General features: G+C 52.9%; 16 protein-coding genes. 5 read left to right on the top strand and 11 right to left on the bottom strand.

Annotation, left to right across the window (positions count from 1 at the left end; genetic code table 11):
• The first annotated feature begins 12 nt into the window (after nt 1-12).
• Nucleotides 13-2,004 (top strand): cyclic di-GMP phosphodiesterase, encoded by a 1,992-nt coding sequence (gene pdeR / locus SK53_RS04365; protein ID WP_003856827.1) that lies wholly within the window; start codon nt 13-15, stop codon nt 2,002-2,004.
• On the opposite strand, the gene SK53_RS04360 is transcribed toward pdeR, so the two are convergent.
• Nucleotides 2,001-2,870: a crotonase/enoyl-CoA hydratase family protein gene (locus SK53_RS04360; protein WP_003856826.1), complete on the bottom strand. Its 870-nt coding sequence runs from the start codon at nt 2,868-2,870 to the stop codon at nt 2,001-2,003. The genes pdeR and SK53_RS04360 overlap by 4 nt on opposite strands.
• A gap of 191 nt (nt 2,871-3,061) precedes the next feature.
• Between SK53_RS04360 and SK53_RS04355 the strand changes: the two genes are divergently transcribed.
• The 3 genes from SK53_RS04355 to osmB all read left to right on the top strand — a co-directional run bounded on the left by SK53_RS04355 (nt 3,062) and on the right by osmB (nt 4,515).
• A complete protein-coding gene (locus SK53_RS04355; protein WP_003856825.1) occupies nt 3,062-3,244 on the top strand; it encodes a YciZ family protein in 183 nt (60 codons plus the stop codon).
• Nucleotides 3,245-3,281: 37 nt separating this feature from the next.
• The gene (locus SK53_RS04350) at nt 3,282-4,034 is read left to right on the top strand and encodes a DNA-binding transcriptional regulator YciT (RefSeq protein WP_048208582.1); all 753 of its coding nucleotides are present in this window, start codon (nt 3,282-3,284) and stop codon (nt 4,032-4,034) included.
• 262 nt (nt 4,035-4,296) lie between these two features.
• On the top strand, nt 4,297-4,515 hold the full coding sequence (gene osmB / locus SK53_RS04345) for an osmotically-inducible lipoprotein OsmB (protein WP_003856823.1): 219 nt from the start codon (nt 4,297-4,299) through the stop codon (nt 4,513-4,515).
• A 104-nt stretch (nt 4,516-4,619) separates the two neighbouring features.
• On the opposite strand, the gene yciH is transcribed toward osmB, so the two are convergent.
• The 5 genes from yciH to pgpB all read right to left on the bottom strand — a co-directional run bounded on the left by yciH (nt 4,620) and on the right by pgpB (nt 8,268).
• The gene (gene yciH / locus SK53_RS04340; RefSeq protein WP_003856822.1) at nt 4,620-4,946 is read right to left on the bottom strand and encodes a stress response translation initiation inhibitor YciH; all 327 of its coding nucleotides are present in this window, start codon (nt 4,944-4,946) and stop codon (nt 4,620-4,622) included.
• Entirely contained in the window at nt 4,946-5,683 is a 738-nt protein-coding gene (gene pyrF / locus SK53_RS04335) for an orotidine-5'-phosphate decarboxylase (RefSeq protein ID WP_003856820.1), read from the bottom strand. Before pyrF ends, yciH begins: the two co-directional genes overlap by 1 nt.
• A 184-nt stretch (nt 5,684-5,867) precedes the next feature.
• Nucleotides 5,868-7,037 (bottom strand): lipopolysaccharide assembly protein LapB, encoded by a 1,170-nt coding sequence (gene lapB, locus SK53_RS04330; RefSeq protein WP_003856819.1) that lies wholly within the window; start codon nt 7,035-7,037, stop codon nt 5,868-5,870.
• Nucleotides 7,038-7,043: 6 nt separating this feature from the next.
• Nucleotides 7,044-7,352 (bottom strand): LapA family protein, encoded by a 309-nt coding sequence (locus SK53_RS04325; protein ID WP_003856817.1) that lies wholly within the window; start codon nt 7,350-7,352, stop codon nt 7,044-7,046.
• A gap of 148 nt (nt 7,353-7,500) precedes the next feature.
• Nucleotides 7,501-8,268, bottom strand: coding sequence for a phosphatidylglycerophosphatase B (gene pgpB, locus SK53_RS04320; RefSeq protein WP_003856815.1), 768 nt, complete (start codon nt 8,266-8,268; stop codon nt 7,501-7,503).
• Between the two features lie 197 nt (nt 8,269-8,465).
• On the opposite strand from pgpB, the gene ribA reads away from it, so the two are divergent.
• On the top strand, nt 8,466-9,056 hold the full coding sequence (ribA, locus tag SK53_RS04315) for a GTP cyclohydrolase II (protein WP_003856813.1): 591 nt from the start codon (nt 8,466-8,468) through the stop codon (nt 9,054-9,056).
• 36 nt (nt 9,057-9,092) lie between these two features.
• Here ribA and acnA read toward each other — a convergent pair whose 3' ends face one another.
• From acnA to cysB, 5 genes are all read right to left on the bottom strand, one after another.
• Entirely contained in the window at nt 9,093-11,768 is a 2,676-nt protein-coding gene (acnA, locus tag SK53_RS04310) for an aconitate hydratase AcnA (RefSeq protein ID WP_045894816.1), read from the bottom strand.
• A 165-nt stretch (nt 11,769-11,933) separates the two neighbouring features.
• Nucleotides 11,934-12,032, bottom strand: coding sequence for a small membrane protein YmiC (gene ymiC / locus SK53_RS23880; RefSeq protein ID WP_032103392.1), 99 nt, complete (start codon nt 12,030-12,032; stop codon nt 11,934-11,936).
• Nucleotides 12,033-12,169: 137 nt separating this feature from the next.
• Nucleotides 12,170-12,334: a hypothetical protein gene (locus tag SK53_RS23730; RefSeq protein WP_162183706.1), complete on the bottom strand. Its 165-nt coding sequence runs from the start codon at nt 12,332-12,334 to the stop codon at nt 12,170-12,172.
• Between the two features lie 8 nt (nt 12,335-12,342).
• Nucleotides 12,343-12,483, bottom strand: coding sequence for a YmiA family putative membrane protein (locus SK53_RS04295; RefSeq protein WP_213083754.1), 141 nt, complete (start codon nt 12,481-12,483; stop codon nt 12,343-12,345).
• Nucleotides 12,484-12,819: 336 nt separating this feature from the next.
• The gene (gene cysB / locus SK53_RS04290; RefSeq protein WP_006810844.1) at nt 12,820-13,794 is read right to left on the bottom strand and encodes an HTH-type transcriptional regulator CysB; all 975 of its coding nucleotides are present in this window, start codon (nt 13,792-13,794) and stop codon (nt 12,820-12,822) included.
• Between the last annotated feature and the right edge of the window lie 184 nt (nt 13,795-13,978).

Raw genomic sequence — 13,978 nt, 5'->3', positions numbered from 1 at the left:
GCGGGAGAAAACGTGATGGACGATCTGGAGCAGAATTTGCTGTTTCGTTACATGGGTACGCATAGCCCCTGGTGGCGACTGACAGCAGACAGCAATGCTCTGCATCTTGCTGCCAGTGAAAGCGCTGACATCATTCAGGTGGTTGCGCTGGATGATGAACAGGCCGCGCTGATCCGCCAGCTCACCGTAATCACCTCCAGCATTGCCATGACCCTGCCTTTGTACGGTGTGGACGTTCCCGTTCATCTTGTCGGCCGTAAAATTAACAAAAATGAGTGGGCAGGAACGGCATCAGCCTGGAACGATACCCCTTCCGTTGCGCGCGACCTGGCGCAGGGGCTCTCCTTCGCCGAACAGGTAGTTTCCGAGGCTAACTCCGTGATTGTGATCCTCGACCAGAACGGGAATATTCAGCGCTTCAACCGTTTAAGTGAAGAATATACGGGCCTGAAGGAACAGGAAGTTATCGGGCAAAACGTGTTCAAACTGTTTATGAGCCGCAGCGAAGCCGCGGCCTCCAAACGCAACATCACCGGTTTTTTTCGTAACGGCAGCTCCTACGAAGTTGAACGCTGGATCAAGACCCGCAAGGGGCAGCGCCTGTTTCTCTTCAGAAATAAATTTGTTCACAGCGGCAGCGGAAAAAATGAAATTTTCCTCATCTGTTCAGGTACCGACATAACCGAGGAGCGTCGGGCCCAGGAGCGCCTGCGCGTTCTCGCCAATACGGATACGATTACCGGTTTGCCTAACCGAAATGCCATCCATGAGCTGATCTCTGATGCCATCACCGCTCGGGGTGACACGCAGGTTGGCGTAGTTTATCTCGATCTGGATAATTTTAAAAAAGTGAACGATGCCTATGGGCATATGTTTGGCGACCAGCTGCTACAGGCCGTTGCGCTGGCGATCCTGAGCTGCCTGGACGAAGGACAAACCCTGGCGCGCCTGGGTGGGGATGAGTTTATCGTGATGGCCACCGATACCTCGCAGGGCGCGCTGGAAGCGATGGCGTCGCGAATACTGACCCGACTGCGTCAACCTTTCCGCATCGGACTGATTGAGGTTTACACCGGCTGCTCGCTGGGCATTGCGCTTGCGCCCCAGCACGGTAACGATCGCGAAAGCGTCATTCGCAATGCCGACACCGCCATGTACACCGCCAAAGAAAATGGCCGGGGCAAATTCTGCGTCTTCTCGCCAGAGATGAACCAGCGCGTATTTGAATACCTGTGGCTGGATACTAACCTGCGTAAAGCGCTGGATAACGATCAGCTGTTAATCCACTACCAGCCCAAAATGACCTGGCGCGGCGAAGTCAGAAGTCTGGAGGCGCTGGTGCGCTGGCAGTCGCCAGAGCGTGGCCTGATCCCGCCGATGGAGTTTATCTCCTATGCAGAGGAATCAGGGCTGATTGTGCCTCTGGGCCGCTGGGTTATGCTTGATGTGGTGCGCCAGGTAGCAAAATGGCGCGACAAGGGGATCAACATGCGCGTCGCGGTCAACGTCTCCGCCCGTCAGCTGGCGGACCAGACCATCTTCAGTGACCTGAAGCAGGCGCTGAAAGACCTGAATTTTGAATACTGCCCGATTGACGTGGAATTAACCGAAAGCTGTCTCATTGAAAATGAAGAACTGGCCCTGTCAGTGATCCAGCAATTTAGCCGCCTGGGAGCGCAAATTCATCTGGATGACTTTGGTACGGGGTACTCTTCCCTGTCGCAACTGGCGCGCTTCCCTATCGATGCCATTAAGCTTGACCAGTCTTTCGTGCGGGATATCCATAAGCAGTCCATTTCACAGTCGCTGGTGCGTGCGATAGTCGCCGTGGCGCAAGCGTTAAATTTGCAGGTCATTGCTGAAGGGGTGGAAAGTGCAAAAGAAGACGCCTTTCTGACGAAGAATGGCGTCAACGAACGGCAGGGTTATCTTTTTGCTAAGCCCATGCCCGCTGCCGCATTCGAGCGATGGCTAAAACGTTATCAGGCCAGGAATGTCCGTTAGCTGGCTTTGCGTAAGCCCGTCGCCTGATGGCGATTTTGCAGCATAACCAGCCGCTCCATGTAGGCGATATCCTTCGGTTCAAGGCAGAAGGCGGCATCAACCCAATCCTCAGTAATGTCCATCAACTCGCTTCGCGGAAGTGGCAGCACGCGCGTACGTGCACGCAGCATGGCCCTTACGCCGTTCAGCTTCGGCTGTAGCGTGTCGATAAACGTCCGCACCGAAACATAGCTCTGTAACGGCTCAAATAAGAGATCCACAAGACCATGCTGCTCATACCATTCCGCCGTATGCGTCTCACCTTTGTAGATCAGCGCCTCCGCCATTTTCATGCCGGCACGACGCGCCACCAGTGAATAGCCGCCCATGCCCGGGAACAGATTGAACGCGATTTCCGGAAAGCCTAATCGGGCATCGCGCTGGGCCAGAATGAAATGATGCGCCAGCGCGGCTTCAAACCCGCCCCCTAAAGCGCTTCCTTCCACCATAGCCAGCGTGACAGCGCCGGTATCAAACCCTCGCGAGGCGGCATGAACGCAGTCCACACAGGCCCGGGCATAGGCGCGTAACGCTTCGCGTCGGTTGTTTTTGATGCACTCAACGAAGAACTGTAAATCACCGCCGGTATTGTAGATGTCGGGGACCAGCGATCCGGTGACCCAAAAATCAACGACAAATCCGGACTGTCGAACCAGCCAGGAGAGATTCATGATCTCCTCGATCAGCGCATGGTTGAAGCAAGGCCGTGGCGTGGCGCGTAACATCATCCACACCGTACGCCGTTCGGCCTCATAATAAGCCGCCAGTTGAGTGAATCGTTCAGCATCAGTAAACAATGTGCAGGTTGTCTGGTTGATAACTGTCATAGTCGAATTCCTCTTATAAAAAAGCGCGTTGCGCGCAGTTTTAGACTAATCCACCCCTACAACCCGCAGCAGACGGGGGTTAAATTTATCACTTTCATTTATGGACTTTGGTTATTGCATTTTTTACCTTCTCTTTTGAATCAATTTTCTGCATCATTGATAATATTAACTTTTCGCTTCAGGGTGAGCTTATGTCTAACATTGATGCAACAGCCGTGGCGCAGCGTATTGATACTGTGCTGGATATTCTTGTCGCAGGCGATTATCACTCTGCTATCCGTAATCTTGAGATCCTCAAGTCTGAACTGCTGGCTGAGAACGGCGCTGATAACGCTCCAGAATCCACTCAACCTAAAGCCCCGTGGGAAGTGTAACCACGTCGTTTCCGACCTTGCCTTTTAAATGGATGCTATGAACTCCCGACAACAAATCATTTTGCAGATGGTGATCGATCAGGGGCGCGTAAGCGTGGTCGATCTCGCTAAAGCCACCGGCGTTTCTGAAGTCACCATTCGTCAGGATCTGAATCTTCTGGAAAAACAGAGCTACCTGCGGCGTGCGCACGGATATGCCGTTCCACTGGACAGCGACGACGTTGAAACCCGCATGATGAACAATTATGCGCTCAAGCGGGAGCTGGCGGAGTTTGCTGCATCCCTGGTGAATAACGGTGAGACCGTCTTTATTGAAAATGGTAGCAGTAACGCCCTTCTGGCGCGCACGCTTGCCGATCAAAAAGACGTTACCATCATCACCGTAAGCAGCTATATTGCCCATCTGTTGAAGGAAACTCGCTGCGAGGTGATTCTGCTGGGCGGCATTTACCAGAAGAAAAGCGAAAGCATGGTGGGGCCATTAACGCGCCAATATGTTCAGCAGGTTCACTTCAGTAAGGCATTCATAGGTATTGATGGCTGGCAGCCCGACACCGGCTTTACCGGCCGCGACATGATGCGTTTAGACGTGGTTAACGCCGTACTCGCCAAAGAGTGTGAAGCGATTGTGCTGACCGACAGCTCTAAGTTTGGCGCCGTACACCCTTATACGATGGGGCCGGCCTCGCGCATCAGCCGTGTGATCACGGATGAGCGTTTGAGTGATGAATATCGCCAGCAATTAGAACAAGACGGTCTGACTGTCGATATTGTAAAAAAAACGGCCTGATTATCCTGCTGCGCCCGAATAATGGGCGCACTTAAACCTTTCTCTGAGAGTATTCCGACCCTTCCTTTAAGAGTTTTTACCTGTTGAAACCGTTCTAAACACGTAAAATTAGTATTAGCGATATAACAGGAAGTGACTATCACCTGCGTGATGATGAAACGCCTGCGCGACCAGCTTTCACGGGAACAGAATTTAAGTATGGATATTGTCTATACTTAAAGTGCATTCCTTTCCGTGAATCGATAATTCAGGAGAAAGTATTATGACCTTTACCAGCAAAAAATTAGCCGCCGCTGTTCTGGCAATCACTGTAGCAATGTCCCTGAGCGCTTGCTCTAACTGGTCTAAACGTGACCGTAACACCGCGATTGGTGCCGGTGCTGGTGCGCTTGGTGGTGCAGTATTAACGGATGGTAGTACGCTGGGTACATTAGGTGGTGCTGCCGTAGGTGGTATTATCGGTCACCAGGTGGGCAAATAATCACCATAACGGCTCTCACCGGCATAATAATATATTAAGTATTTTCAGGTCTGACTTACGCACGTAAAAAAAAGAGCCACGGCAATGTCCGTGGCTCATTTATTTTAGCCGCCCGCCAGTTTGACTTTCATTCCTTTGGCTTCCAGCAGCGTTTTAATTAAATCTCGTTTATCGCCCTGAATCTCAATAATGCCGTCTTTTACTGCCCCACCGCATCCGCACTTCTTTTTAAGCTCAGCGGCGAGCTTTACCAGGTCTGCATCATCCAGGTCAATGCCGGTGACAAGGCAAACGCCTTTCCCTTTTCTGCCGCTGGTCTGGCGCTGAATTCGCACGATACCATCGCCTTTTGGACGTTCAGCTTTCTCTTTTGGCTCTTCAATGCGCCCGGTATCCGTTGAATAGACCAGACGACTGTTGGCGTCACGCATTATGCCCCCTTTTTCAGTGATGCATTAATCGCTTTCAGGGTCTCTGCCGGATGAGCGGATTGCGTCACCGGGCGACCAATCACCATATAGTCTACACCCGCGCTCAGCGCCTGCTCTGGCGTCATGATACGTCGCTGATCCCCTGACTCGCTGCCTGCTGGACGAATACCTGGCGTCACCAGTTTAAAATCGCGGCCTAACTCAGATTTGAAGCGAACCGCCTCCTGAGCCGAACAGACCACGCCATCGAGACCACACTGTTGCGTGAGGCGCGCCAGACGCTCTGCATGTTCGGCAGGTGACAACGTCACACCCAGGTCGCGCAGGTCGGATTCATCCATACTGGTCAGCACGGTGACGGCGATCAGAAGCGGAGCGTCATTACCAAACGGCACCAGCGCTTCGCGCGCAGCCGTCATCATGCGTGCCCCGCCCGATGCATGTACGTTAACCATCCACACGCCGAGTTCAGCTGCCGCAGCAACGGCGTGCGCAGTGGTATTTGGAATGTCGTGGAATTTCAGGTCGAGGAAAACGTCGAAACCACGTTGATGCAGATCGCGGACGATTTGTGGGCCGAACAGCGTAAACATCTCTTTGCCTACTTTCAGACGGCAATCGCGGGGATCAATGCCATCAACAAAGGCCAGTGCGGCGTCACGGTTATTGTAATCCAGAGCAACAACTACGGGAGAATCGGTAACTACGCGGGAAGTGGAGGATGTAACAGACGTCATGACCAGCCCTTTTCGTCTATGGGCGCGCAGCGGCGCGGAACAGATAAACGGCGTGCATTCTACCTGCCCTCGGGGTAAATGAACAGAATCGAATGCTTTTCCTGCTGAACCCCAGACCGCACGGTGCTGATGGAATTACTGTAACCATTAGTATGTTGTAACTAAAGTGCAGCGTTTTAAAAAATTACTGTCCGTCTAGACCTCGGATTGGCTTAATGGTGGACCACGCCCGGCAGGAAGGGCAATGCCAGTAGAGCGAATAGGCGGTGAAGCCGCATTTCTGGCAGCGATAGCGCGGTTTGCTGCGCACCTGTTCACCCACCATGTCTCGCAGCACCATCAGGCTCTCTTTAGCGCGCCCTTCTTCTGCGTCATTAAGGTGGTAATCCATCAGCTTATGGAAGACACGCATGGTAGGATGACGCTGCAACTGACGGGTAATGTATACCTGGGCGGTATCGCTTCCTTCATGCTCTTCGACGACATCTGACAGCATCAGCTCGGCTGTGGCACCTGTATTCTCTTCAACACAGCGACGCAGAAACGCAACCCACTCGTCCTGCTTACCGAGCTGCTGATAGCAGGTTTGCAGCATTTCCAACGTTTCGCTGACCAGCTCTTTGTCCTGATCGATAACGCGAAGCAGGCTCTCCACGGCTTTGGCGTAATCACCGTTAGCCATAAAGACCCGCCCCATCATGATCGAGATGCGCGCGCTGTTGCGATCGGCCGCTGCGCCTTTCTTTAACAGTGCCATGGCTTTATCCATGTCATCGCTACCCATCTGCTGGAGAGCCAGCTCGCAATAGAAGTGGGCAATTTCGACGCGCTGTTTGTCTTTGCCGAGTTTGACCAGCCGTTCAGCGGTATCAATCGCTTTTTGCCAGTCGCTGGTGGCCTGATAGATTTGCAGAAGCTGCTGAAGCGCACCGATACGGAAGTCCGTCTCATCCACCAGCTGAGAGAACATATCCTCGGCGCGATCGTAAAGCCCCGCGGCCATGTAATCCCGCCCAAGCTGCTGCACGGCCAGCAACCGTTGCTCATAGGTCAACGAAGCGCTTTCCATCAAGGTCTGGTGGATACGAATGGCACGGTCAACCTCTCCGCGCGAGCGGAACAGGTTTCCCAGGGTGAGATGCGCCTCAACGGTGCCGGTATCCTCTTTAAGCATATCGAGGAACAGATCCACCGCTTTATCCTGCTGATTGCTCAGCAGGAAGTTCACCCCCGCTACGTAGTCACGGGAGAGTCGGTTTGCTTCATCCTGTTTTGTTTGTTGCGCGCTTCTGCGGCCCATATACCAGCCATAGGCTGCGGCGACAGGCAAAAGCAGAAACAACAACTCCAGCATATTCGATTATTCCTTGACTACCGGCACACCAGAGCTCGCCGGAATGTCAGACGCAGGCGTAAGTTGATGTTCAAGTCGTTTAATTTTACGTTCAGCGCGAACAAGAGAAACACGAACCTTAAGCCAGAACAGGCCGCATACAAGCCAGCCGATGACAAACCCCGCCGCGAATAACACAGCCAGCAGGCTCGACACCCGGTACTCGCCCTGCGCCAGCAGATAGTTGAAACTTACCTGTTGATCGTTTTGCGCGCCCAATGTGACTGAAATGACAAAAATCGCCAACACCAGTAAGAAAATGAGTAAATATTTCACATGACTTCCCGTTATGTGGTTCGAGCGTATAAAGCGTGTTCAACTCACTGCAATCAGCCTTATAAGCTACCATTTTAGTGGCGGGCGCGAAATGGAAAAAGTAATGCGCCCTACATGGATTTATGGTCAAAATGCGGAATATCAACCTTCAGGTTCCGCCAGACTCCCTTTCGGCTATTTCTTCCTTCTCTTCCGGCGGCGGCGTCAGGGGTCCACAAAAACGTTGTGCAAGCCAGGTCGCCAGCGTCACCAGTACCCACGAGATCAGCGTTGCCACCACCAAATCACGCGGCCAGTGCATCCCCAGCAGCATCCGGCTGCCCATTACGCCTGTCGCCCAGACCAGCAAAATCGCAATCGTGAGGGTACGCCGACGCGGCCACAGCAGTCCTACGCCAAGTAGCGCCCAGCTGGCAGCAAACATCGTATGCCCGGAAGGAAACGCAAAGCCGGTCTCTTTTTGCCAGTGTTTGCGTAAAAAGGTCGGGATATCCTGCTGTTCCGCAAGTTGCTCCTTTACCAGCGCACCGCGATCTTTACGCTTTAAATTGTAGAACTCATCCACCGGAACATGGTGCGTTTTTTCCAGCCAGACGACGAAAGGACGGGGTTCCTGCACGCGATCTTTCACCCACGACTTCACCCCCTGCCCGATGAGTATGGCCCCGCCGAGAATGGCAAACAGTACCAGCGCCGCACGAAGGCGAAAGCGCAGGCACCACAGGAACCAGCCACAGAGCAGCACGTGTGTAATAATCCCCCACGGCTGGGTGACCGTCTCGGTTATCCAGTATAGGGCTTTCAGCCACGTCTCGTTTTGTCCGGGCTGCCACATCCAGCCGGAGAACCAAACGACCAGGGGTATAACGAGCAATACGGCGGCACCTGCGGCCGTTCGTCTGGCAATCGAAAGCATGTCCTCTCCTTTTTCACTAAGCACCACAATCATAACTGAATTTCTTCATTCTGGTGGATATGTCGGATTGTGCGTTTAACGTTTGTAAAGCGTGGTGGTGATTAGGTGAAGTTGCCGGGCTTGTGGCAAAATAGTCCAATACAGAAAGCATAATGGGGCAAAGGCACGAAACGTGTCAGCCTGGTCTGGAGAATCACATGCAGCTTAAACGTGTGGCAGAAGCCAAACTGCCAACCCCATGGGGCGATTTCCTGATGGTGGGTTTTGAAGAACTGGCAACCGGGCAAGATCACGTCGCCCTGGTATTCGGCGACATTTCGGGGCAAACGCCGGTGCTGTCCCGCGTTCATTCAGAGTGTCTGACCGGTGACGCGCTGTTCAGCCTGCGGTGCGACTGCGGTTTCCAGCTTGAAGCCGCCCTTTCTCATATCGCAGAGGAAGGACGTGGCGTTCTGCTGTATCACCGTCAGGAAGGACGCAATATTGGCCTGCTGAATAAAATCCGCGCCTACGCGTTGCAGGATCAGGGCTACGATACCGTCGAAGCGAACCATCAGCTCGGCTTTGCTGCTGACGAGCGCGATTTCACCCTGTGCGCAGATATGTTCAAGCTGCTGGGTGTGGACGAAGTGCGTCTGTTGACCAATAACCCGAAAAAAGTGGAAATACTCACTGAAGCGGGCATCAATATCGTGGAACGCGTGCCGCTGATTGTCGGCCGCAACCCGAAAAACGCGCACTACCTCGATACTAAAGCCGCCAAAATGGGGCATCTGCTGAGCGAGTAAACGCAAAACGCCCGGCACATGTGCCGGGCGTTTTTATCAGTCCAGCATCTTACGAATTACATAATGTAAAATGCCGTCGTTCTGGTAATAGGTCAGCTCTGTTGCCGTATCAATACGACACCGGCAATCCAGCACTTCTGTCGTACCATCTGCGCGCGTTAATTTCACCGGAACGGTTTTACCCGGTTGCAGATTTTGCAGACCGCTGATATCAATCTGCTCTTCCCCGGTCAGACCCAGCGTTTTACGCGTCACGCCCTGCGGGAACTCCAGCGGCAAGATCCCCATGCCGATCAGGTTTGAGCGGTGGATACGTTCAAAGGATTCGGCAATCACCACGCGAACCCCGAGCAGACGCGGACCTTTTGCCGCCCAGTCGCGACTGGAACCGGAGCCGTACTCTTTACCGGCAATAACGGCCAGCGGCGTCCCCTCCTGCTGATACTTCATGGCTGCGTCATAAATTGAAATGACCTCTGTATCCGGCAGGTGGCGCGTCATGCCCCCTTCCACGCCCGGAACCATTTCATTGCGAATGCGGATGTTGGCAAAGGTCCCGCGCATCATCACTTCGTGGTTACCACGGCGCGAACCGTAGGAGTTGAAATCGCGACGTTCCACGCCACGGCTTTGCAGATACCGACCTGCCGGACTGTCCGCCTTGATGCTCCCCGCCGGAGAGATATGGTCGGTGGTGACGGAATCGCCCAGCATCGCCAGGATCCGCGCGCCGTGAATATCTTTCAGCGGTGCAGGCTCCGCCAGCATTTCGTCGAAGAATGGCGACAGGCGAATATAGGTGGAATCATCCTGCCAGTCATAGGTATCGGAACCCACCACGTCGATCGCTTTCCATTCCGCTGTGCCTTCGAACACTTCCGCATACTCTTTGCGGAACATCTCGGTGGAAACTTTCTCTACCGCGCGCGCAATTTCACGCGATGATGGCCAGATGTCTTTCAGATAGACCGGTTCATTTTTGCGATCGTGACCAATCGGATCGGTCGCCAGGTTAATGTTCATGTTTCCGGCCAGCGCATAGGCTACAACCAGCGGCGGCGAGGCCAGCCAGTTGGTTTTCACCAGCGGATGAATACGCCCTTCAAAGTTTCGGTTACCAGAAAGTACCGCGCCAACGGTCAAATCACCCTGCCTGATCGCCACTTCAATAGGCTCAGGCAGTGGACCAGAGTTACCGATACAGGTCGTACAGCCGTAGCCCACCAGGTTGAAGCCCAGCTCGTCGAGGTAAGGCGTGAGTCTGGCCTGCGCCAGATAATCGGAAACCACTTTCGAACCAGGCGCCAGAGAGGCTTTAACCCATGGCTGTGGCTTGAGCCCCAGTTCTACCGCTTTTTTTGCCAGCAGCCCGGCAGCCATTAACACACTCGGGTTGGACGTGTTGGTACAGGAAGTGATAGCGGCGATCACCACGGCGCCGTCAGGAAGCTGATACTGATGCCCGTTCAGAACATAGTCCACCGGACGGTGATCTTTTTGCGCGGCGTTAACCTCCAGCTCATTGCTGGCGGCAAAGGCTTTGGGAACGTTGCTCAGGGCGACGCGGTCCTGCGGACGTTTTGGCCCTGCGAGGCTTGCCTCAACGGTGCCCATATCCAGTTCCAGCGTACTGGTAAATACCGGCTCGTCACCCGGGTTACGCCACATGCCCTGCGCTTTGGTGTAGGCCTCAACGAGAGCCACCTGCTCCTCGCTGCGACCACTGAGGCGCATATACTCCAGCGTAACGCTATCAATCGGGAAAAAGCCGCAGGTCGCGCCATATTCCGGCGCCATGTTGGCGATGGTGGCCCGGTCCGCCAGCGGCAAGGAATCCAGACCATCGCCATAAAATTCAACGAATTTACCCACCACACCATGCTTACGCAGCATCTGGGTGACCGTCAGAACCAGATCCGTGGCGGTGATGCCTTCGGACAATTTACCGGTCAGCTTAAAGCCCACCACATCGGGAATGAGCATTGATACCGGCTGGCCGAGCATGGCCGCTTCCGCTTCAATACCACCGACGCCCCAACCCAGAACGCCAAGGCCGTTAATCATGGTTGTGTGTGAATCGGTGCCCACCAGCGTATCCGGGTAAGCCACCCACTCTTTATCCTGCAATTCACTCCAGACGGCTTTGCCGAGATATTCCAGGTTGACCTGGTGACAAATGCCGGTGCCCGGTGGAACAACGCTGAAGCGGCTGAACGCCTGCTGACCCCATTTCAGAAATACGTAGCGTTCATGGTTACGTTCCATCTCCAGACGGACGTTTTCGCCGAAAGCATCGTCGTCACCAAAGTGATCGACGGTGACGGAGTGGTCAATGACGAGGTCTACCGGGGACAGGGGGTTAACCTTAGCAGTATCGCCCCCGAGACGCTTAACGGCTTCACGCATGGCAGCCAAATCCACAACCGCTGGTACGCCGGTGAAATCCTGCATAAGCACCCTGGCCGGGCGATAGGCAATTTCTCTGTCTGCATGTGCATTCTTCAGCCACCCTGCCAGAGCCTGGATATCCTCCTCGGTAACCGAGTCGCCATCCTGCCAGCGCAAGAGGTTTTCCAGTAAGACTTTCAACGACTTGGGTAACCGCGAAATGTCCCCAAGCGTTCTGGCAGCCAGCGATAAGCTATAGTAGCGCCAGGTTTTATTTTCCGCCTGTAATGTGTCCTTACTGGCTTCGCGTAGGGTTAACGACATAAGCTCCTCCTTAAAAACAGGGATGTCCTGACAATCATCAGGGCTGTAATTAAAGATAACACAAAGATGTCGTAACGTTTTGATAACAACCCAAATTGATAAATTTAGGAATGGTCCAACACGAGGGATAAAACAAAAAACCCCGCCGTGGCGAGGTTTTACGATTTAGTGCAAGGCCAGCCAGAGGAGCTGACACCAGAAGAGGATCGACGCTGAGAATACGCCGAGCCATGACCAGTATTTTACGGTTGTCATGTTATTCATCATAGGGACACCAGACTTTAATTATTTAAGGTTGCGAGGTCTGCCCTCGTTCTATATTGCTGATGTGTATTTATTAAGGAGTACAAAAGCGCACAGTCTTTATTCAGACTATTTGCATCATTACGCAAAATTCAAAATTATTGTTTTTTGGGTTCGTCTTCCGCGAACACATCAATAAAGGCCTGCTGCTGTGGCGTCAGTTTCCAGGAAGCTGGCACGCTGGTTGCTGGCGCCTTACGGGCTTTGTGAGCATTGTCACGAAGCTGACACATCTCTTTTCTCGCTTCTGTACGCACCGTCATGACCATAATCAACCCCAGTAATTCCAGACAAGAAGAGCAACCACCACCCAGAACAGGGCAGAGCCAAGAAATACCGCCAGCCAGGCTTTACGCTTAAGCGCGGGATCCCTTTGCGGTTCTTCACTTCCTGACGGCATTGCTAACCTCATACAATCGACATCGCTTATCATTTAGAGACCAAACAATTGGCACAAGTAATCATCTGATGAGATAAATCCTAAAGAAACTTTAGCCGAAAAGCCAGTGAATTTACGTATCTGGGCCTGGGAAAATTCAATCTTTTGACCCGAAATAAATAATTGAAAAGAATAATTTGCACACCTGTAAATTAGTTTCTACTTTTGTCGCAAATTTGCGACAGTAAAACCATAGTCATTTAATGGGTTATGACGATATATGACAGTGGACGTAGATGATGATAATTCTAATTCAGGTTTAAAGGGGAATGACGGTATCTTTCCGTACCAGAAAGATACCGGGTGTGATTATTTGGCGGGAAGTTTTATGTCTTTAAACATCTCTTCGATGTCTTCATTGGAGCGTAACGCTACAGCTGTATCCACCACGTCGCGCGTTAAATGTGGCGCGAAGCGTTGAATAAAATCATACATATAGCTGCGCAGGAACGTGCTGCGACGAAAACCTATCTTGGTGGTGCTGTGGCTGAAAATATCATGCGCATCCAGACGCACCAGATCCGGGTCTGAGACAGGATCTACCGCCATGCTGGCAATAACCCCAACGCCCAGGCCCAGACGCACATATGTTTTTATGACGTCCGCATCCGTCGCCGTAAAGACAATCCGTGGCGTTAATCCGGCGCGGTTAAACGCGGTGTCCAGTTCAGAACGGCCCGTAAAGCCGAACGTATAGGTCACCAGCGGGTATTGCGCCAGTTCTTCGATTGTCACTTCGCCCTTCCCCGCCAGCGGGTGATCCGGGGTCACGACAATAGAGCGGTTCCAGTGGTAGCACGGGAGCATGACCAGATCATCGTACAGATGGAGGGCTTCCGTCGCGATAGCGAAGTCTGCATTGCCTTTAGACACGGCCTCTGCGATTTGCGTCGGTGAGCCCTGATGCATATGCAGGGAAACGCGGGGATAGCGTTCGATAAAACCTTTGATCACCCCGGGAAGCGCATAACGCGCCTGTGTATGCGTGGTGGCAATATACAGAGAACCTTTATCGGGCCAGGTATGTTCCCCGGCGACGGATTTAATGGCGTCGACTTTGGAGAGCACTTCCCGTGCGATGCGTATGATTTCCTGTCCAGCCGGCGTGACCTGCGTCAGGTGCTTACCGCTGCGGGCAAAGATCTGAATACCTAACTCATCCTCCAGCATACGCACCTGCTTGCTGATGCCGGGCTGCGAGGTATAAAGACCCTCTGCGGTGGAAGAGACATTGAGGTTATGATTGACGACCTCAACGATATAGCGAAGCTGCTGTAATTTCATGCCAGACCATCCGATTTAGCGCATGAGTCAATCGCTTAAGACGATTTAATAATAAGAAACGGGTTAACTATAACCACTATATCATTTATAGCCAGGCTGTATAGTACGGAACAAAAAATAATAACTACGTAATAAAAAAGGGCCGGAAGTCCGGCCCTTTCACAGGTAAATTACGGTAAGGGAA

It is taken from the genome of Enterobacter sp. MGH119 (genome assembly GCF_001037675.1).
In the GTDB taxonomy this organism is placed as follows: domain Bacteria; phylum Pseudomonadota; class Gammaproteobacteria; order Enterobacterales; family Enterobacteriaceae; genus Enterobacter; species Enterobacter hormaechei_C.
The sequence above is the reverse complement of the archived record's forward strand: the minus strand, read 5'-3'. Positions and strand labels throughout refer to the sequence as shown.